General features: G+C 70.4%; 19 protein-coding genes. 6 read left to right on the forward strand and 13 right to left on the reverse strand.

Features of this window, described 5'->3' with window-relative positions; translation table 11 throughout:
• Positions 1–4: 4 nt before the first annotated feature.
• Positions 5–787, reverse strand: coding sequence for a VOC family protein (locus tag ACFWQG_RS19105; protein WP_378509216.1), 783 nt, complete (start codon positions 785–787; stop codon positions 5–7).
• A 128-nt stretch (positions 788–915) separates the two neighbouring features.
• Entirely contained in the window at positions 916–2,364 is a 1,449-nt protein-coding gene (locus ACFWQG_RS19110) for an MFS transporter (protein WP_378509217.1), read from the reverse strand.
• Positions 2,365–2,520: 156 nt separating this feature from the next.
• On the opposite strand from ACFWQG_RS19110, the gene ACFWQG_RS19115 reads away from it, so the two are divergent.
• The gene (locus ACFWQG_RS19115) at positions 2,521–2,673 is read left to right on the forward strand and encodes a hypothetical protein (protein ID WP_378509218.1); all 153 of its coding nucleotides are present in this window, start codon (positions 2,521–2,523) and stop codon (positions 2,671–2,673) included.
• A gap of 75 nt (positions 2,674–2,748) precedes the next feature.
• Here the strand turns inward: ACFWQG_RS19115 and ACFWQG_RS19120 are convergent, their stop codons facing one another.
• The 8 genes from ACFWQG_RS19120 to ACFWQG_RS19155 all read right to left on the reverse strand — a co-directional run bounded on the left by ACFWQG_RS19120 (position 2,749) and on the right by ACFWQG_RS19155 (position 10,331).
• Positions 2,749–3,597 carry a 3-hydroxybutyryl-CoA dehydrogenase gene (locus ACFWQG_RS19120; protein ID WP_378509268.1) on the reverse strand — a complete coding sequence of 283 codons (849 nt, stop codon included), beginning with the start codon at positions 3,595–3,597 and terminating at the stop codon, positions 2,749–2,751.
• A gap of 132 nt (positions 3,598–3,729) precedes the next feature.
• Positions 3,730–4,170, reverse strand: coding sequence for a hypothetical protein (locus tag ACFWQG_RS19125; RefSeq protein WP_378509219.1), 441 nt, complete (start codon positions 4,168–4,170; stop codon positions 3,730–3,732).
• A 120-nt stretch (positions 4,171–4,290) separates the two neighbouring features.
• The gene (locus ACFWQG_RS19130) at positions 4,291–4,974 is read right to left on the reverse strand and encodes a hypothetical protein (RefSeq protein WP_378509220.1); all 684 of its coding nucleotides are present in this window, start codon (positions 4,972–4,974) and stop codon (positions 4,291–4,293) included.
• Between the two features lie 163 nt (positions 4,975–5,137).
• A complete protein-coding gene (locus ACFWQG_RS19135) occupies positions 5,138–6,889 on the reverse strand; it encodes a lipase family protein (protein WP_378509221.1) in 1,752 nt (583 codons plus the stop codon).
• 152 nt (positions 6,890–7,041) lie between these two features.
• Positions 7,042–7,341, reverse strand: a complete 300-nt coding sequence (locus ACFWQG_RS19140) for a response regulator transcription factor (RefSeq protein ID WP_378509222.1) — start codon at positions 7,339–7,341, stop codon at positions 7,042–7,044.
• 125 nt (positions 7,342–7,466) lie between these two features.
• Positions 7,467–8,576, reverse strand: coding sequence for a hypothetical protein (locus tag ACFWQG_RS19145; RefSeq protein ID WP_378509223.1), 1,110 nt, complete (start codon positions 8,574–8,576; stop codon positions 7,467–7,469).
• Positions 8,573–9,892 carry a sensor histidine kinase gene (locus tag ACFWQG_RS19150; RefSeq protein ID WP_378509224.1) on the reverse strand — a complete coding sequence of 440 codons (1,320 nt, stop codon included), beginning with the start codon at positions 9,890–9,892 and terminating at the stop codon, positions 8,573–8,575. The genes ACFWQG_RS19145 and ACFWQG_RS19150 overlap by 4 nt, the downstream gene beginning before the upstream one ends.
• 25 nt (positions 9,893–9,917) lie before the next feature.
• The gene (locus ACFWQG_RS19155; RefSeq protein ID WP_378509225.1) at positions 9,918–10,331 is read right to left on the reverse strand and encodes a LuxR C-terminal-related transcriptional regulator; all 414 of its coding nucleotides are present in this window, start codon (positions 10,329–10,331) and stop codon (positions 9,918–9,920) included.
• A gap of 86 nt (positions 10,332–10,417) precedes the next feature.
• Between ACFWQG_RS19155 and ACFWQG_RS19160 the strand changes: the two genes are divergently transcribed.
• Positions 10,418–11,965, forward strand: coding sequence for a DUF222 domain-containing protein (locus tag ACFWQG_RS19160; protein ID WP_378509226.1), 1,548 nt, complete (start codon positions 10,418–10,420; stop codon positions 11,963–11,965).
• A gap of 99 nt (positions 11,966–12,064) precedes the next feature.
• Here the strand turns inward: ACFWQG_RS19160 and ACFWQG_RS19165 are convergent, their stop codons facing one another.
• The 3 genes from ACFWQG_RS19165 to ACFWQG_RS19175 are packed head-to-tail and all read right to left on the reverse strand — an operon-like array spanning position 12,065 to position 14,882.
• Entirely contained in the window at positions 12,065–13,048 is a 984-nt protein-coding gene (locus ACFWQG_RS19165) for a hypothetical protein (RefSeq protein WP_378509227.1), read from the reverse strand.
• 47 nt (positions 13,049–13,095) lie between these two features.
• Entirely contained in the window at positions 13,096–14,280 is a 1,185-nt protein-coding gene (locus ACFWQG_RS19170; protein WP_378509228.1) for a sensor histidine kinase, read from the reverse strand.
• Positions 14,277–14,882, reverse strand: a complete 606-nt coding sequence (locus tag ACFWQG_RS19175; RefSeq protein ID WP_378509269.1) for a DNA-binding response regulator — start codon at positions 14,880–14,882, stop codon at positions 14,277–14,279. The genes ACFWQG_RS19170 and ACFWQG_RS19175 overlap by 4 nt, the downstream gene beginning before the upstream one ends.
• A gap of 663 nt (positions 14,883–15,545) precedes the next feature.
• Between ACFWQG_RS19175 and ACFWQG_RS19180 the strand changes: the two genes are divergently transcribed.
• From ACFWQG_RS19180 to ACFWQG_RS19195, 4 genes are all read left to right on the forward strand, one after another.
• A complete protein-coding gene (locus ACFWQG_RS19180; RefSeq protein ID WP_378509229.1) occupies positions 15,546–16,055 on the forward strand; it encodes an alternate-type signal peptide domain-containing protein in 510 nt (169 codons plus the stop codon).
• 142 nt (positions 16,056–16,197) lie between these two features.
• Positions 16,198–16,803 carry a SipW-dependent-type signal peptide-containing protein gene (locus ACFWQG_RS19185; protein ID WP_378509230.1) on the forward strand — a complete coding sequence of 202 codons (606 nt, stop codon included), beginning with the start codon at positions 16,198–16,200 and terminating at the stop codon, positions 16,801–16,803.
• A gap of 7 nt (positions 16,804–16,810) precedes the next feature.
• A complete protein-coding gene (locus ACFWQG_RS19190) occupies positions 16,811–18,499 on the forward strand; it encodes a signal peptidase I (RefSeq protein ID WP_378509231.1) in 1,689 nt (562 codons plus the stop codon).
• A gap of 43 nt (positions 18,500–18,542) precedes the next feature.
• On the forward strand, positions 18,543–19,193 hold the full coding sequence (locus ACFWQG_RS19195; protein ID WP_378509232.1) for an alternate-type signal peptide domain-containing protein: 651 nt from the start codon (positions 18,543–18,545) through the stop codon (positions 19,191–19,193).

Raw genomic sequence — 19,193 nt, forward strand, 5'->3', positions numbered from 1 at the left:
CGCCCTACCGTTGGGTGGGGTCGGGTCGTAGGACGCTGAACACCCCGCCGGTCGGATCAGCGAGCACGGCGATGCGACCAGCGCCGGCGACGTCGAACGGTGCGACGAGCACCGATCCGCCTGCGGTGGAGGCTGTTTCGGCAGCGATATCCGGGTCGTCGACGGCGAAGTAGACCTGCCAGTGCGCGGGGGCCTGCGCCAGGCTCGGTCGTGTGCACCCACCGATGTCCTCGCCGCCGGCGTGCAACACGAGGTACGACCCGCCCGGCATCGGCGTCGCGGTGTGCGTCATCCCCACCACGCTGCCGTAGAAGGCGAGCGCGGTCTCCGGTTCGGGGGTGACCAGCTCGGACCAGACGAGCGTCCCCGACTCCTTGTCCAGCGTGGCGCCGAGGTGCTGCCCGGACTCCCACAGGCCGATCACCGCCCCGGTCGGATCCGTCAGGAACGCCATTCGGCCCGCGTCCCCGACGTCGTCGGGCCCCATCAGGACCTGCCCGCCTGCGCTGACGGCCCTCGCGGTCGCCGCGGCGACATCCCCGGCGGCGAGGTAGGTGTTCCAGTGCGATGGCGTGCCGTCCGGGACGCCGGGTGGGTGCCCGCCGATCGCACCGACGGTGTGGCCGCGCAGGTGGGCCATCGAATAGACACCGCCGCCGGGATTGGGCATGTCCTCGAACTCCCACCCCAGCAGTCCGGTGTAGAAGTGCTTCGCGGTGGCCGGGTCGGCGGCGGACAGGTCGACCCAGCACGGGACGCCGTCCGGGTAGCGGGAACGTGTGGGCATCGGCGACGTCCTTTCGCGGTGGAAATTCGGTCCGGCTGGCCCGCCCGCACGAACGCCGGGCGCGCACCACCGTCCACGTTTCCAGCCCGCGGCCGGTTTGGAAAGGGGCAGTCGCGGCTCAGGCGTCGTCACGGCCGGTCGGTTTCGGGCCGCCGCGGGTCGAGGGTCGGTGCCGCGACGTCGCAGTGCGGGCGGCACTCGATCGAATCGGGTGCCGTCACGACGGTGCCCTGCCGCGGCAGGAGCACCGCTGCCAGGACGGCTCCCGCCAGCATCAGCCCCGCGCAGGCCAGCATCGCAACCCCGAATCCGTTCGAGAACGCCCGCACATCGGTGGTGCCGGTGATCCCCGCGAGCCCGGGAAGTGCCGCAACGGCGAGCAATTGCGCGGTGCGGGCGACGGCGTTGTTGACTCCCGACGCGATCCCGGAGCGTTCGGTGGGCACCGAGTTCAGCACCGCACCGGTGAGCGGCGCCACCAGCGTGGACAATCCGAGCCCGAACACCGTGACCGCGGGCAGGACGTCGGCGAGATACGAAGCGTCGGGGCCGATTCGGAGCATCAGCACGAGCCCGGCCGCACCGATGAGGGGACCGACTGTCATCGGCAGCCGCGGACCATGGTGCTGCGCCCAGCGGCCGGTCCGAGCGGACAACGCCAGCATCAGGACGGTGATCGGCAGCGTCGCGAGCCCAGCCGCGATCGGCGAGTAGCCGACGACGATCTGCAGCTGCAGGACGAGCAGGAAGAACACCCCGCCCAGCGCGGCATACACCGTCAGCGTGACGAGGTTCGCTGCGGTGAACACCCGGGATCGGAACAGGGACGGCGGGACCAGCGGCTCGGAGCCGCGCAGTTCCGCGGCAACGAACGCGGCGAATGCGGCACCGCCGACGATCAGCGGGGCGGCCTGCCCGGCGATCAGGCCGTAGGTGAGGAAGACGAGCGCGAGGACGCCCAGCGCGGCACCGGGAAGGTCGAGTCGTTCGGACGGGTCGGGGTCGCGGCTCTCGGGGACGTGCCGTACGGACACCCACACCACCGCCGCGGCGAGGGGGACGTTCAGCCAGAACACCGCCCGCCACGAACCGACCTCGACCAGCCAGCCGCCGAGCAGTGGACCGGCCGCCGACGCGACACCACCGAGCCCCGACCACAACCCGATCGCGGTGCCGCGGTCGTCGGGTGCGATCGCCCCGGACAGCAGCGCGAGGCTGCCCGGGGTGAGCAGCGCCGCGCCGACCCCCTGCACGATCCGCGCCGCGACCAGCAGTTCGATGGTCGGGGCGAGGGCGCACACCACCGACGCCGCGGTGAACCAGACCGTTCCCCAGACGAAGACCCGGCGTCGACCGAGCCGGTCACCGAGGGCACCTGCCAGCAGGATCAGCGACGCCAGGGTCAGGGTGTATCCGCTGACCACCCACTGCAGGTCGGCGACGGAGGCGCCGAGATCCTCGCCGATCCGGGGGAGGGCGAGGTTCACCACCGTCGCGTCGAGCATCGCCACCGACGAGCCCAGCACTGTCGCGAGGATCACCGCCCGCCCGGTGCGCGTCCTCAGCGGGACCGTCATGGGTAGTGACGGTACGCCGCGACATTGACCTCACCCGGATTCAAAACCGCTGCCTGCGACGACGGGTGGGATCAGGCGTCGGCACACCGAATCGGGCGGTGCGGTCCGGTTACATACATCCCGCTCGCCCACTCACCCATCTCAAGGAGAAGTTCAATGGCAGTCGCACGTGCAACCCGCGCCGGATCGTCCGAGGATGACATCGCCCTCATCAAGCAGATCCAGCCGATCGTGTCCGGTGCTGGCACGATCATCGGCGGTCTCGGCGCGGTCCTCACCGTAGGTGCCGCCCTCGCCTCGCTCAGCTGACCCCCGCGGCTGCGCCGCCCGTGCGTGATTTTTACCCCGGTCGGGGTGAAAATCACGCACGGTCAGCGGAGCTGATTACTGGTAGTCGTAGAAGCCGCGGCCGGTCTTCTTGCCGAGACGGCCTGCATCGACCATGCGGCGCAGCAGGGCAGGCGGGGCGTAGTGCGGCTCGGCGAACTCGGCGTACAGCGACTCCGCCGCGGCAAGCGCGATGTCGAGGCCGACGGTGTCGAGCAGCGTCAGCGGGCCCATCGGGTAGCCGCAGCCGCCCTTCATCGCGGCGTCGATGTCCTCGGCCGAGGCGTAACCCGACTCGAGCATCCGCACCGCCTGGCACAGGTACGGGATGAGCAGCGCGTTGACGATGAACCCGGACCGGTCACCGGCCTGCACCGTGGTCTTGCGCAGCGTGTTCTTGGCGTAGTCGGTGACCGCGGCCGCGGTCTCCGGGGAGGTGACCAGGGTGGAGATGATCTCCACCAGCGGCATCACCGGCACCGGGTTGAAGAAGTGCACGCCGACCACCTGCGCGGGGCGCTGCGTTGCGCCGGCAACCTTGATCACCGGGATCGAGGAGGTGTTGGTGGCGAGGATGCCGGACGGCTTGACGATCCGGTCGAGCTTGCCGAAGATCTCGTACTTCAGCGCCTCGATCTCCGGGGCGGCCTCGATGACCAGGTCGCGGTCCGCGAACTCCTCAATGTCGAGGGTGACCCGGACCCGCGCGATGGCCGCATCGGCCTCTTCCTGGCTGATCTTGCCCTTGGCGACGCCGCGGGAGATCGACGACGCGATCCGCGCGGTGGCGGCGTCCGCGAACTCCTGCTTGGTCTCGAGGACCAGGACGTCGCTCCCGGCCTTCGCGCACACCTCGGCGATTCCGGCACCCATGGTGCCGCCACCGATCACTCCGATCAGCTGCACAGTCATCTCCAAACCTGAAAAGCTCGTCATGTTGTCAGGTCCATTCTGCTACGGACCGGTAACAACATCGCGGGCCACCCGCAGCTCGTTCCTGCGGATCCTCCAGGTCGGGTCCGTGGCCGGAGCCGATTCCTAGCTGCCGCTGCCGGGCCCGTCGCCCCGCCGCTCCACGTTCGCCCACCACCCGATGTTGTTCTGCAGCGGATCGACATCACTCGAGATGGTGTAGCCGGAAATGGAGCTGGGGAAGCAGCCGAACCACTTCGTCTCGATCCGCAGCTTCTCGCCCTGCTTCAGCATCGGGGTGAACTGCTGGGCGCCGTTGAACTCCTGAAGGGTCACGTTGGGCCAGTCCCGGCCGTGCGCGGTGACCTCCATCCACCGGACCATGTACCACGAGTCCACCCACGGATCGCCAGGCCGTCCGAACGCGCAGTAGACCCCACCGGTCAGATCGAGATCGACGGGGCCCACCGGCGCTGCCTGCGCGGGAGCGGCGGCGACAACCCCGCCGGTGGCGATTCCGATCGCCGCGGCGCCTGCGATGGCGGCGCGAATCATCTTCTGCTTCATCCTCGCTCCTTCGGCTGCATCTCACACAGTGACCTCTGCTGGTGAATCGGCCGAGGGTGACGCCGTGTTACTCGAACCCCGACGGCGGAACCCAGTCGCACCCGGCGGATTGCCTTGCGGTCAGCGGATGTAGACCCAATGGCCGCCCGTGCACTGTTGCTTGCGCATGTCCGGGGTGTGCGTGATCGTGCCCTCCTCGTCGGGGCGGCACGGGCCGGCCACGGCTCCGCCGCCGCCCATCGTTCCCGGCGGGTTGGGCGGATCGTTCACGGCATCGAACTCGTCGGCGCAGGCCTGCGTCCACGGCGACCAGGATCCGTCGTCGTACACCGTCGCGCCACGGTTGTGGACGTTCTTGTCCGTTCCGCACCAGACGATCTGCGGGTTCGCCGGATCGGCGTTCGGATCCGGTTGCGGCGCATCCGGATAGGGATTGGGGCAGATGTCGCCGACGCAGTCGTACGGGTTGGGGTCGACGTACTGTCCCGGATCGTTCCCGCCATCGTCCTGGCCGACACCGGGCGGTTCGGTCGCCTGCTCGACACCGGGCGGTTCGTTCACCACCTCGGTCGCGCCCGCCGCGCCGGCACCGCCGGTGGCTCCCACCGACACCGGTGGCTCGGCGACAGCGGACAGCGCCGGGGCAGCGGACGGCGCCGGGGCCGTGGTCGACGCCGAGGCGGTGATGGTTGTTGCCGCAGGTGATGCGCTCACCGCCCCGTTGTCGTTCGGCGCGTCGCCGTCGGCGCACCCCGCCACCACAAGTCCGAAGGCGACCGCCAACACCGCAATGGTCCTTCTCATAACCCACCCCCATATCGAGACTGCATCGACCCTGATACCTGGAACTCGAATGTCCAGGATCGAGATCGCTGGCCTCCGCGCCGGTGTTACACAGCGCGATCCGCGGAACATCGGTGCTGGCAGGGGGTTCCGCAGCCCGGTCGACGTCGGGGCCTCGCGCGCCTCAGAACTGCCGTTCGGTCCAGGCCAGCAACTCGGGGATGAACCCGGAGTCGTCGGCGACCAGTCCGATGTGGTCACGATCGGGGTACGTGCGGTAGTCGACCTCCCATCCCTCGCGGCGTTTGGCGTCCACGAAGCCGGACTGCATGGCCGGGGTGACGAGCGGATCGGTCTCGCCCTGCGCCAGCAGCAGCGGCACGGAAAGCGGGCCGGCGGGGATGTTCTCGGCGAGCCGCCGACCGAACGCGCCGAGCGTCGGATCCTGCCGGAGGTACGGCCCGTCGCCGGACATCGACAGCGCCGTCAGTGCCGATGCGACCACGCCGGGCTCGGACAGGCACCGGGTCGACATCTCCCGGAGCAGGGTCCGTGCGGCAGGCCGGACATAGCTGTCGGGATCGATGTCCGGGTACACGGCGGGGTAGGCGGCGAGCACATACGACGCGAAGAGGCTGCCGCCGGTGATCCCCGGCAGCGCCCCGACCAGACCGACGAGATCACTGGCCGGTGCCATCGCCGCGACCGCGACCACCCCGGCATCCGGCGCGTAGCTCGGCGCGAGGATCCCCGTCCAGAGTGCGGCGTGCCCGCCCTGCGAATGCCCCCACACCACGGTCCGGTCCGACAGGTGCACGCCGTCCAGCTGTCGGGCAGCCAGGACGGCGTCGAGCACCGACCGGGCCTCGCCCTGCCCGATCAGGTACGGGTGCGGGCCCTCGGTGCCGAGCCCCACATAGTCGGTGGCGACCAGGGCCCAACCGCGGTCCAGCAGCGCGGATTCGGCGGGCAGGGCACCGGACTCGAATGGTGCTGGCACCAGGCTGGGCGCGCACTGCCTGCCATAGCCGGTGGTGCCGTGCGCCCACGCGATCACCGGGCGGGGGCCGGCCGGTGCGCCCCTGCCTACCATCACGATTCCGCTGGCGAGCGCGGGCGCACCCTCGTCGCGGGTGGTGGTGTAGAGGATGCGCCACGCGATGGCGTCGTCGGGCACGTCGCGGGTGAACGGTTCGACCCGCAGCAGTGCCCCCGGCTCGGCGGGGACGCTGGCAGGAGCGGTGTAGAACGCGTCGACCGTTGGTGTGCCGGTGCGCATCTGATGGCCGAGCACCGCCGTACCGATGGCGAGGGCGAAGGCGAGTGTGGCCGCGACGGTCCGGCCGAAGCGCGCGACGGGCCGCCGCACCGGTGGCGCGTCGGACCGGTCGGGGCGGCCGGTGACGCCCGCCCAGATCCGCGTCACCCCGAACACGACCGTGCGGATCCCGAACAGTAGGGACACGACAAGCAGCGTCACATCCGGCCAGAACCAGGCAACGGCGCCGAATACGATGTCCGCCGACCCGAACAGCACGGTGGCGGCGCGTTCATCCGCGTCGCCGCGCAGGACCCGGACGAGCCGGGTGACGCCACTGCACACCAGGGCGACCGCGACGACCGGGGCGAGAAGGCCGATGGTGTGGCCGAGCCACCCCACGATCGCGATACCGAGCAGGATCCATGCCACACCGAGGACGCGGCCGGTACGCGGAGTCGCTGACCGTGACGCCGCCATCAGGTCGCTGACACCGGTGGTGACGCAGGCCGCGCCGATCAGGATCCCGAGGAGGGTGAGGGACGTGAGGGGGCGGGTGAGCAGCGCCAGCCCGAGCGCCGCGCACCCGACGCCGAGCAGGATTGACACCCAGCGCGGGGTCCGGTCGAGGAGTTCGACCGTCCGCCGGAGCGGTCGGCGTGAGGGGGACACGGTCATCGGTCGATCCTTGCGCATCGCCCTCCCCGGAGCGCCGCGAGGCGGGTATCGAGGCGGTCGTGTCGGTGGCGGCGCACTTCCGATGCGGCCGGATAACTGGACCGGGAGGGTTTCCGGCGGTGCCGAGCGGTCAGGCCTGCGCCGGAGCCGGGTCAGAGCTCGTCGAGCGAGATCAGTTCGTCCTGGATGGCGCGGGCGACGAGCGCGGCCTTGGTGGTGGCGCGCCGATTCACCGCGGCGTACTTGGCGCGGATCCGGGAAAGATGGGTGTTGACGGTGCCGAGGGATAGGAAGAGTTCGGCGGCAACGGTGTTCTTGGAGTCGCAGCGGAGCCAGGCGACCAGCACCTCGACCTCCCGCGGCGAGAGAACGGGCCTCCGGAGCGGGCGGGCAACGGCGGTGTGTTCGGCCGAGCCGGGTCGATGGGTGGTGGCGGCGAGGGTTGCGGTCATCGATGTCCTCAGGTGGTGCGCCGTCGGGGCGTGTCCCACCGGAACACGCATGGCTGAGAGAATTCTAGGAGTTAGCCGTCGGGCCGCCGAGACGAGAATTCTGGGGGCAGGACAGCTGCCCAAGTTTAGGCGTCAACGATGGTCCGGACAGCCTGATAGTCGCGGTCAGGGACGTCGCCGTTACGGACCTCCGCCCGCACGGCACCGGCGGCGTCGAACTCGAGCCGACGCACCCACTCGCCCTCCTCGACGACGATCGTCGCGACGGTGTCGCGGCCGGGCGGCAGCGCGCGGGCGGTGAGGGTGCCGCCCGCGGTGGCATCGAGTTCGTCGACCAACGCGACCCGGACCCGGTCGGTCAGCGTGTCGTCGGTGAGCCCGCCGTCGTCGAGCAGGATCACCCTGGTGCCGCGGTGCCGGGCCGCCGCGGTCGCCCGGCGGAGGGGTTCGTCGTCCGCGAACACCGGCGCCCGCAGGGTGTCCCGCAGTTGTTCCTTGAGGACGATGCAGCGCAGTCGGGCGTCCTCATCGAACGCGGTACCAGCGGCCGCGGCCTCGAGAACTGGCCTGGCCGACGCGTCGAGCGCGCGCAGTTGCCGGTCGCGTTCGGTGGTGGCGGCCTCGGTCATCGCCTCGTCCGCGGCCCGGTCGCTCTCCCGCTCACGCAGTGTGAACACCGTGAAGGCCATCGGCCGGACCGTGACCGCAACCAGCACCGAGATCAGGACCGGGGCCAGGATCACCGCGGACATCCGGGCGACCGCACCCCAGTCCTGGCCGGTCAGCGCGCCCCACAGGGTGAAGGTGAGCATCGTCGACACCGCACCGAGGCAGGACAGCGCCATTCGCCCGCGGACCGACATGAAGCAGAGGATGACCGTGACCGGCCGCATGTGCCAGATGTCGCTCATGATCCAGCCGTGCGCGGGCAGTTGTGGCAACACCAGCAGGCACGCGACCGGGCCGAGCCCGGCCAGGATCGCGGCGGTCGGCAGTGGCAGCGGATCGCCAGCGACGCCGACGATCGCGAGGGCACCCGCGGTGACCAGCAGCAGGGCGGCCAGGACCGGCCACACCTGCTCGACGTCGTCGAGATAGGTGACCGCGCGCAATCCGGAGCTGAGGCAGAACACGACCGCGACGACCTTCGCGATCGGCCGATCCATCCACAGCAGGGTGCGGATGTCCCGGGCCGCGACATCACGCGCGGCGCCGGGCCGGGTCGGTGCGGTCACGTCGCCGCCGACCACAGCAGGGTGACCTGAGTGCCGTCGCCTGGCGCGGAACGGAGGTCGACGGTGCACCCGTCCGCGGTCGCCATGCGTTCCCGGATGCTCATCGTGATCCCGAGTTGGTATCCGGGCACCTGACCCGGATCGAAGCCGCAGCCGTTGTCGGCGACGATGACGCGCACCCCGTGCTGGTCGGCGTCGATCGCGACGAGGCGGTCCGCGGCGCGCGATGCGGTGTCGGCGTGCCGGACGCTGTTGCGCAGTGCTTCCGCGGCCGCGGACGCGATGGCCCGCGCGGCGAGCCGTGGCACGGTGAGCGCGGCAGTGTCGATCTCGACCTCGACGGGGACATCGCCATCCACCTTCACGAGGGCGGCGCGGATCAGCCCGACCGCGGTGTGGATGTCGAGCCCCTCGTCGGCCACCGTGCTGTCACGCAGCGCGTCGAGTTCGGCGACGGCGATCGCCGCCTGCTCACTCATTTCGGGGGTGGCGCCCTGCCGGGCCAGACCCAGCAGCACGGACATCACCCGATCGTGGATGAGGGCGTGGAAGCGGCTGCGTTCGACATCCTGCGCGGCGTGGGCCGCCGCGGTGCCGGAGCGCGACACGGACACCTCGACGGCCCGGTCCAGTGCGCGTCCGGTCTGGACCGCCGCGATCGTCGCGACGACGAACAGGCCGCAGAACACCAGGGTCGACGCGATCTCGACCGGCAGCACCACGTGCTCCTGACCCGCCCTGGCGACGTAGCGGACCACCTCGGCGGCGCTCACCGCGGCCGCCAGGTACATCAGGCTGGTCCTTGGTCGCCAGCGGAGTGCCGCCGCCATCGTGATCAGGCCGGGGAAGGTGGTCACCCAGATGTCCCGGTTCGGCGGGATGTGCCCGTCGGCGACGAGGGGAAACCACAGCAGTCCGAGCAGGTAGCCGATCGCCGCCGCGCTCGCGCTGCGGCGGATCCAGCGTGTGTCGGCGGCGCGGCTCGCAGGCAGCAACGCGAGGAGCGGGACGAGGACGAGGGCGCCGGTGGTCACCGTCCACCAGACCGGGACGATCGACAGGGCGACGGCACCGGGGGCGAGCAGGACGCCGAACAGCAGCCCGGCGGCGCCAAGGAACCGGGCGAAGGTGCGCACGATGCGGTCCTCGGCGGTGCCGAGTCGGTGCGTCGGTTTGGTGCCGCGGCGCGGCGCGGCGGGGTCGGCGCGGTCGATGCCGGCTCCGGGGCGGCGGTTAACCTCGGAGCCGGTCCGGTCGGGCGGGTCGGCATCGGCGGGGGGCCGCGCGGCGAGGCCGGGGTCGGCGGTGACGCTCATCCGGGGTGGCCGAACGGGGCGCCGGTCACAGCTCGTCGAGGGAGATCAGCCCGTCCTGCACGGCCCGGGCCACCAGCGCCGCCTTCGTCGGGGCGGAGCGGCCGACCTCGCGGTACTTGGTGCGGATCCGCGCGAGATGGGTGTTCACGGTGCCGATGGACAGGTAGAGGTCGGCGGCAACGGTGTTCTTGGAGTCGCAGCGCAGCCAGTGCAGCAACACCTCGACCTCGCGGGTGGACAGCTGCGGGCGGCGCCGCATCCGGGTGCCGTGCGAGGCCACGGCGTGCGACGGTGAATGGACGAGATGGTGATTCAGCGCAGCGGTCATGTCGCCCCCTGGAGAAAGTGGATGGAGGGCTCGACCCCGCGTTCCGAGCCCTCGGTGACTCGAATCTAGGTGCCGTGCCCCCGGTGCACCAGCCGCGACTTCCGTGCCCATGAAAATGGGGGCAGCTGACTTCCGTCCGGGTCACGCAGGCCGGTCGCGCTCCGGAACGTGTCGTACCCCCGCAGTAGACTTCGAACATGAGTTCGGGGGCTGCGGGGTCGGTGGAGCGGGTGGACGAGCACCTGTCCGCCCTCGACGCCGCCGTCGACCGTCTCCTCGGAGACCGGCTGACCGGCCTGTCCAACGACGACATCGTTCATGTGCTGCAGCGCCTTGAGCGGTCGATGCGGAAGCTGGTGGCCGCCGATCAGCAGGTTCTCGTCGAATCTGCCGAACGGTCGCTGCACGCGGTGTTCGACGTCAGGTCGCCGGTCGAGTTTCTGGTCAAGACCGTCCGGATCAGCGAGTCGCAGGCGCAGTCGCGGCTGCGGTCCGCGAAGGACACCGGCACCTGGCACGACTGCCGTGGTGAGGGCCTGCGGGCGGTGTACCCGGACACCGCGAAAGCGTTGCGCGAGGGCGAGATCGGGCTCAAGCATGTCGAGGCGGTCCGGGAGATCATGCGTCAGGTCCCGGCGTCCGTCGACGACGCGAAGCGCGAGGCGGCGGAGGCGGTCCTGGCGATGGTCGCGCGGCAGGCCGACCCGAAGTACGTCCTGCGGGCCGGTCTTGACCTGCTCGCGTACCTGAATCCGGACGGGAACTTCTCCGATGCCGATCGGGCCAGGCAACGCGGGTTGCGGGTCGGGAGGCAACGGGCCGACCTGATGACCCCGATCTCCGGGTTGCTCGACCCGCAGACGCGGGCGCTGCTCGAGCCGCTGCTGGCGAAGATGGCCCGGCCGGGAATGAACAACCCCGACGACCCGGACTCCCCGTCCGGGGATTGCGAGGCCGAGCATCTCGATCACGATGCGATGGTGCGGGCGGCGGCCCGCGATACCCGCACGACCAGTCAGCGCAATCATGATGCGTTGCAGGTCGGGTTGCGGCACCTGCTCGGGTCGGGGGCGTTGGGTCGGCATCGGGGGCTGCCCGCGACGGCGATCATCACGATGACCCTGCGGCAGTTGGAGGAGGCGTCGGGGGTCGTCACCACCGCTTCCGGGGGGATCGTCCCGATCACCGATGCGCTGCGGCTTGCGGAGCGGGCGCATCCGGTGCTGGTGCTTTTCGATCACGCGGGTCGGCCGCTGCACCTTGGTCGGGCGAAACGGTTAGCTTCGGCGGATCAGCGTTTGGCGTTGATTGCGGCGTCGAGGGGGTGCACCCGGCCCGGCTGTGATGCGCCCGCGACGATGACCGCCGTCCATCATCTCATCGAGTGGGATCGCAACGGCCGCACCGACATCGACTCCCTCGATCTCGTGTGCGATGGCTGTCACGCGCTGGTGAAGGACGGGCCCGGCGGCTGGGGGACCGCGGTCGCGGGCCCGGGCTCGGGTCATCCCGGTCGAACCGAGTGGACGCCGCCCGCGCATATCGACCCGACTCGAACGCCGCGGGTCAACCATCGGCACCATCTCGACGAGTTGTTCGGGATCCTGCACGGCGTGATCACCGCCCGTAACGCGGCCGACCTGCAGGCGTGGCGGGCGGAGTGGGATCCGAATTTTGAGGGGTATCGGCATCGCCGCACCGGTGGCGGTGGTGGCGGGGCGGCGGCGGGCGGGGAGGTGCCGTGACATCCCGTGAGATCACCGCACTGCTATGTCAGCGCGGCTCGGGGAGCCGGGTCAGCGCCGAATCCGCCCTCTCACCTCGGATGCCGATCGACACCTCCATCAGGCGCGGAGCGGGCGGCCGTCGGTGCCGAACTCGGTGCGGCGCACCACGTCCGCCGTGCTGCACAGCACCGTCGCGGACGCGGCCCGACCCGGCGGCAGGATTCGGACCGTCACCCCGCCCGCGGTGGCGGCGGACAGCTCGCAGGCGACGTGGTCGAAAAAGCGGCGGCGGGCGTCGTCCGCGACGAAGTTCATGGCCCCGTCATCGAGCAGGGTCACCTCGACTCCGCGGGCCCGCGCGTCGCGCGCCGCGACCACCACGGCACGGTCGGACAACACCGGCGCCCGGACACTGTCTCGAAGATGCGCTTCGAGGAGTCGGCACGCGAGCCGCTCGCTCTCGTCGAGGGACTCACCGGCGGCGATCTGATCGAGCAGGGGTCGGGCCTGCTCGTCGAGCCTGCGTAGCTGACGATCTCGTTCCTCGAGGACCGCGCTGTCCGCGGCCTCGGCGGCCGCCCTGCGGGTGGTCTGGGCCCGCAACTCGAAGATGTCCCGCGCCGCCGGCCGGATCGTGTAGGCGAAGAAGGTCGCCATCAGCAGCGGGGCGATGTTGATGACCGACATCGCGAGACCGTGGGCGGCGCCCTGCCCGGTCAGCGTCGACCACACCACACAGGTGCCGATCGTCGAGAGCATCCCCAGCCACGCGAACCAGGTCCGACCACGAACCCCCATGAACGCGTAGATCGCGGTCACTGCGCCCAGCGGCCACAGCTGCAGCGGATTCGCGATCGGGATCGGCAGCACGGCCAGCACCAGGGCGACCGTGACCGGCCCGGTTGCCGTGGTCAGCAGGGTCGGCACGAGCGGCATCGGGTCACCCGGCACCCGGATCAGGGCAACGGCAGCGAGCGTGACGATCACCACCGCGGCGGCGATCGGCCAGAAGGAGCTGACGCCCGCCCTGGAGGTCACGGCCAGCAGCACCACGGTTGCCGCGTAGAACGCGACGATCGCGTTCGCGGCGGGGCTCTTCATGCCGATCAGCGTCCGCACATCGCGGCTATCCTGGAGCTCAGGGGAGTTCACTGCGCACTCCAGGACAGCCGGACCCGGGTACCCGCATCGGGCTGTGAGTCGATCGCCGCGGATCCGCCGGGCAGTTGCCGCATCCGGCCGAGAATGCTGACCGCGAGTCCGAGTCGGTGTGCGGGAACGGTTTTCGGATCGAATCCCGGTCCGCTGTCGGACACCTCGACGGTGAGGCTCCGCCCGCCCACGGTGACCGTCACCCCGCGCTCGGCGCCGGGATCGGCATGCCGGACGCTGTTGCGCAGCGACTCGGCCAGGGCGGCCCCGACCGCACGAGCCGCCTCCGCAGGCATCGTCAGCGTGTGGTGCCCCGGCGCGCGCCGCACGTCGAGATCGATGTGGTCGTCCACGTCACCGGTCGCGGTCCGCAGGTGGGAGACGATCTCGGTGACGTCGAACCGGTCGTCGGGTGCCGGGCCGGCGCGGAGCGCGTCGAATTGGCGCAGAGTGCGCTCGGCCTGCGCGCTGAGGCTCGGTGTCGTGCCCTGACGCGACGCGGCGAGCAGGGTGGACATCACGCCGTCGTGAATCATCGCGTCGAAACGGGCGCGTTCGACGGTGCGGGCGTGACGCGCCGCCGCAGCGGCGGCCGCCGCGTGCGTTGCGTCGAGCGTCGAGTCCAGCACTCGGCCGGTGCGCAGCGCCATCACCGCGGCGCCGACGAACAGCGTGCAGAACATGATCGAGAACGCGATGTCGGGGATCAGCGGGCTGGTCATCCGGGGGTCCCTGGCGAGCGCGTTGAAGATCTGCACACCGGCGCTGGCGATGATCATGTGCCCGAAGGCGACAACCGGACGCCACGCCGCGACCGCGGCCAGGCTCGCGACGCCGGGAAAGGCGGACAGCCACACCCCCTGCCCGTCGGTGAGGTCGGGGCCGTGCCACGCCACCATGCCGGTACCGAGAGCGACCAGGAACAGCACCGCGGCGACCCCAGCGGTGCGCCGGACCGTGCGGCTGTCCGCGGACAGTGCGGACAACCCGAACGCGATTCCGGATCCGAAGACCGCGAGCGTCGCCACCGGTGTCCACCAGCGGTCGAGGCGGTCGGCCTGTCCGATCACGGACGGGAGCAGTAGCAGCAGGTAGAAGAGGTAGCCGACGCCGGTGAACACCGCGAAGGTGCGCAGGATGCGGTCGGTAGCGCCCCGGTGCGCACCGGACGCGGCGGTCATCCGTTCGGGTGACGGGAGGGGCCGGGCAGCCAGCCGTCCTCCACCGCACGCTTGTAGAGGTCGGTTTTGGTGCGGGCGGGGCGACCGGCCTCGGCGTACTTGGCGCGGATCCGGCCGAGGTAGTCGTTGACGGTGTGCGGTGCCAGCCCGGTCAGGCTGGCGACCCGGGTGGCCTTCTCCCCGGACGCATACAGCGCAAGCACGTCACGCTGACGGGGGCTCAGGCCGACGTCCTGCAGTCCGGGGTCGCCGTCGATGGCGGCGGCCCACTCGGTGGTCACCACCTGCTCGCCGTTCGCGGCCTGGGTGATCGCGGCGACGACGGTCGCGGTGGGCTCCGACTTGCGGAGCACGCCGAGCACACCCGCCTTGGCGGCGAGACGAACGAGGTAGGGGTCCTCGGCGCTGGTGAAGACCAGTGCCTCCAGCCCGGCGGCCCGCAACTGCTCCACGTTCGACTTCGGGGACGAGCCGTCCGCCAGGCGCAGGTCGAGAATCACGAGGTCGAGGTCCGCGCCCGAGGCGAGCAACTCCGGCACCGTCGGTGCGGCCGCGGTGATGGTGAGGTTCGGATGATCGGCAAGCATCGCCTCGAGGCCCATCACGACCGACTCGTGGTCCTCCACGATGCCGATTCGGCGTTCGCGAAGCTCCGAGGCGACGGGCTCGCCGGTGCCGGCGTGGATCTCGGTCAACGTGCTCCTCGAATGTCGTCTCACGGGAGGGGTGTCCCTGGCGCCTTCACCGTGGGGGTCACGGGATTCCGGCGTTGACGGTAGCAGTCGGAGCGGACAAGAAGCCGCCGTCGGGTGGTGCTGTTGCGGCGAGATAGCGGACGTCTGCGGCAAGTGCGCAGTTTTCCGCGCCCGGCGGCGGGGGAGGCGAACGGTACGGACTCGCTGGCGCTGTCGGTATCCGCCGATCGGCCGACAGAAATCGGGTGTCGAGGGGAGTGAACCAGCAGGTCCGTGGGCTCGCGTTGCCCGAGGCTCTGTTGCATGAAGGCTCAACTTGGACACCTGCCCAAATTCATTCGGACGGACGACCTCAAAGCGCGTCGGGACGATTCGCTGGCGTGGTAGACACTTCCCCATCGCGAACCCGGCGTCGGCCATGAGGGCCATTTCTGGGCGTCAGTCGTCACCGTCGCGATCCTCGAACGAGCACGGACACACACGAAGCAGAGCCCACCACTGCCTGGGCGCACGTAACCGCTCCGACCATCGACTCCCAGACCCCGGTGGGGTCCGACGAAAGCTGACCAGATGAACAAGCAGACCAAGGGTGCCATCGCTGCCTGTGCGGCCGCGCTCCTCCTCGCAGGCGGCGCGGGCACCATGGCGGCCTGGAACGATTCCGCCACCATCGACGGTGGTGCGATCACCTCCGGCACGATGTCGCTGACCCAGCAGGGCGTTGCGGGCTGGACCGTCAACGGCACCGCCGTCACCGACATCGCGTCCTTCAAGGCCGTCCCCGGGGACGTGCTCGTCTACACCGCTGACTTCGCGGTTGCCGCGGAAGGCAACAACCTGGAGGCCACGCTCGTCGCGGACGCCGCGAGCATCACCGGGGACCTGGCACCGGCTCTGGACCCGGACATCACCGTCACCATCGACGGCGCACCGGTGCCGGGTGGGGTGCTCACGCCCGCGCAGGTCAACGGCAAGGTCGTGAAGGCCAAGGCCTCCTTCGCGTTCGACGCGACCGGAACCGACTACCAGGGCAAGACCGCCGACCTGAGCAACTTCACGGTCACCCTGACTCAGCAGTAGCCCTCGGACCCGCCTTCCGCGCACGCGGCGGGCGCCTGACGTGCCGGCCGGACCGCCCGTCCCCCGACTCGGGTGGTCCGGCCGGCACCACCATCGTTCCAACCAGAGCCCGAGCCGCTCGACCCACGAAAGGCCCCAGCGAATGTCGCGTTCCGAGATTCCCAGCACTCCGTCCGGGCTCGGCTCCCGAGCGCGCTCGCTGATGTCCGGTGGCAAGCCGAGGGCCATCGCGTCCCTCGGGATCGTCCTCGGGCTCGGCGCCATCGGCACCCTCGCCGCGTGGAGCGACTCCGCCACCGCCACCTCCGGTGTCTTCTCCACCGGCTCGGTGGACCTGCAGCTCAACGGCAGCAGCGGGCCCGACGTCGCCTTTGCCACCCTGACGAAGACCGGCATGATGCCGGGCACCAGCGTCGCCGCGGCGCTGCCCGTGCAGAACATGGGTTCGGTTCCGTTCGCCTACACGATGGTGGCGAACTCCACCTCCTCGGTGCTCGCACCGCAGCTGAAGGTGCTCGTCTCCACCGGCACCTCCAACGGCACGGCGTGCAGCGGCGGCACCGTCATCGCGAACAACGTTCCGCTCGCCTCCGGGGGCGCGGCACACCTGATTCCCACCGCCCGGCCACTGGCCAGCGGCGCCAGCGAGAGCCTGTGCTTCCAGGTGACCCTCGACTCGGCAGCGTCGACCGCGGTGCAGAACCAGACGGTGAACACCTCCTTCAACTTCCATGCGACGACGGCCTGAGCGCGCCATGGCCATTCACGTGAACACCCCCGTCGCAGGCCGGTCCCGCGGCCGCGAGATCGCGCTCAATGTCGGCGCCATCGCCGGCCTGATCTGCGTGCTGGCCGCCGCCGTGTCCTTCCTGTTCGGCGTCACGCCGCTGGTCTTCCGTTCCGGCTCGATGTCACCGGAGATCCCCACCGGTGCGCTCGCGCTGTCCAAGGCCACCGAGGCCGGTGACCTCGCCGTCGGTGACGTGGTCAGCGTCCTCGACCAGCAGGGCACCCGCATTACCCACCGCATCCGGGAGATCGTCTCCACCGACGGCACCAACGCGGTGTTGATCCTCAAGGGCGACGCCAACAAGGACGCCGACATCTCGCCGTATACCGTCACCGAGGTGGACCGGGTGTTCTTCTCCGTCCCCGGCCTCGGCTACGCGGTGTCCTGGCTGTCGTCGCCGATGGCGATCTTCCTCGGCGGCGGCCTCGTTGGCGGCGTCATGGTCCTCGCCTTCGGTCCTGGATCGAAGCGCAAGGGCGACACCGACTCCGACGATTCCGGAACGACGGAGCCGGGCGCACACGAGCGCATCGTGCGGCCTGCCGTGACGATCGACGACGCTCCGACACAGCAGATCCCCATCCCGAAACTTCAGCTCACCCGCGTCGTCCCCGCGCGCACCGCGATGGTGCTCGGCGCGGTTGGCCTGACCGCGCTCGCCGCGTCAGCCACCGGCACCAGCGCCGCCTGGACCGGCACCAACACCGCCAATAGCGGGGTCTTCGCGTCGGCCGCCAAGCTGCTGCCGCCGGTCAGCAGCAGCAACTGCTGGACCGACTCCGGAGCGGGCTACAAGGGCGCCGTGGTCAATTGGACCAACCCCCCGGCACCGTTCACCGTCCGGATTCTTGTCCGGGGCGGCCAGGGCGAGATCTTGAAGACCATCAACCCGACGCCGAATCCTGGCGCGTATCAGGAACAGTGGATCGACCGGGGCAACATGGGTGCGAACACGAACTGGCGCTATACCGCCGAGATTCATACGGTGAACCCGGCCGGTGAGGTGTCCGCGGAATGGCGGGGTACCAAGATCTGGCAGCAGTACACCAACACGGTGTGGTGCGATGGCAACGTCACCGGCACGACGTCCGGCGCGGGGTTCTTCTCGCGCTCCGTCAGCGGTGGTGACGGGCCCGGTCCTGATGCACTCGCGCAGGAAGAGTCGGCACCGTCGGATCCGACGATCGAGCCGACCGTTTCCCCGTCCGCATCCGCTACCGCGACCGCGACCACGGCACCGACCACCAGCACGGGGGTACCCGCTCCAACCACGACGACGAGCGTGCCGCCGTCGTCCACGTCGGTTATCCCGGCGCCGCCGACCACGACGGATTCCACCCCGCCCGCTGAGGTGGAGGAGGAATCGTCAGCTCCGACTCAGACCGCGCCAGCGGGTGATCCGTCGCCCTCGGGCAGCTACTTTGCGGACGTCTCCGGTGGTACCGCGACCGTCACCGACGGCGACGGCACCCCGACCTACACCGGCACCCTCGGTCCCGGCGCGCAGGCGGTGTGGGACACGAGCTCCGACACCCTGTGGATCGTCGACGGAAAGAAGCTCACCAGCGTGGACGCAGCCACCGGCACGCAGACCGCCGTCGACCCGACTTCCGACACGGTGCCGGCCGACGTGGCCGCACTGGTCGTAGAGTAGGCCCGCCGTGATGACGAATTCCGATGCCCCGCAGGGGGAAACGATGAAAGCCGAAGGTCGGATGAAGTCGAAGCTCAAGCGCGCGGTCACCGCCGGTGCCACGATCGTCCTGCTCGCGGGCGGCGCCGGGCTGCTCACCGCGTGCCAGCCCGACTTCGGGTCCGCTGGCGGATCGAGTGACTCCGGAAGCGCCAGCAGCACCGGAAGCCCCGGATCCGGTGCCGGGGCCGGGTCGACCACCACCACGGCGGCCCCCGGCGGCGGTGTTGGCGGCGGTACCACCTCCGGTGCGCTCAGGCTGACCCGGCAGGGTGCCTCGCACTGGTCGGATCAGAACGGCCCGATCGACATCTCGACGTTTACCGCGATCCCCGGGGACGTGCTCACCTACACGACGGACTTCACGATCACCGCCCGCGGCACGGGACTCGAAGCGACCCTCGCCGCTGAGGGCATCGGCCTCACCGGCGGTGCCGCCCTGGGTGGCGCGCTGGGCGCTCCGGTCGTCCGGTACCTGCACGACGGGAATCCGCTGCCCGCCAAGGGGAACGGTGCACTCGTCACGCCAGCGCTGGACGGGGAGACCGTCACCGTGACGGTAACGTTCACGTTCCCGAAGTCCAGTGACGATCCGGCAGCGATGCAGCAGTCCATCAACCTGTCCCAGTTCAACGTCACCCTGAAGCAGGTGTAG

This window comes from Rhodococcus sp. NPDC058532, from assembly GCF_042719255.1.
Classification (GTDB): domain Bacteria; phylum Actinomycetota; class Actinomycetes; order Mycobacteriales; family Mycobacteriaceae; genus Rhodococcus_G.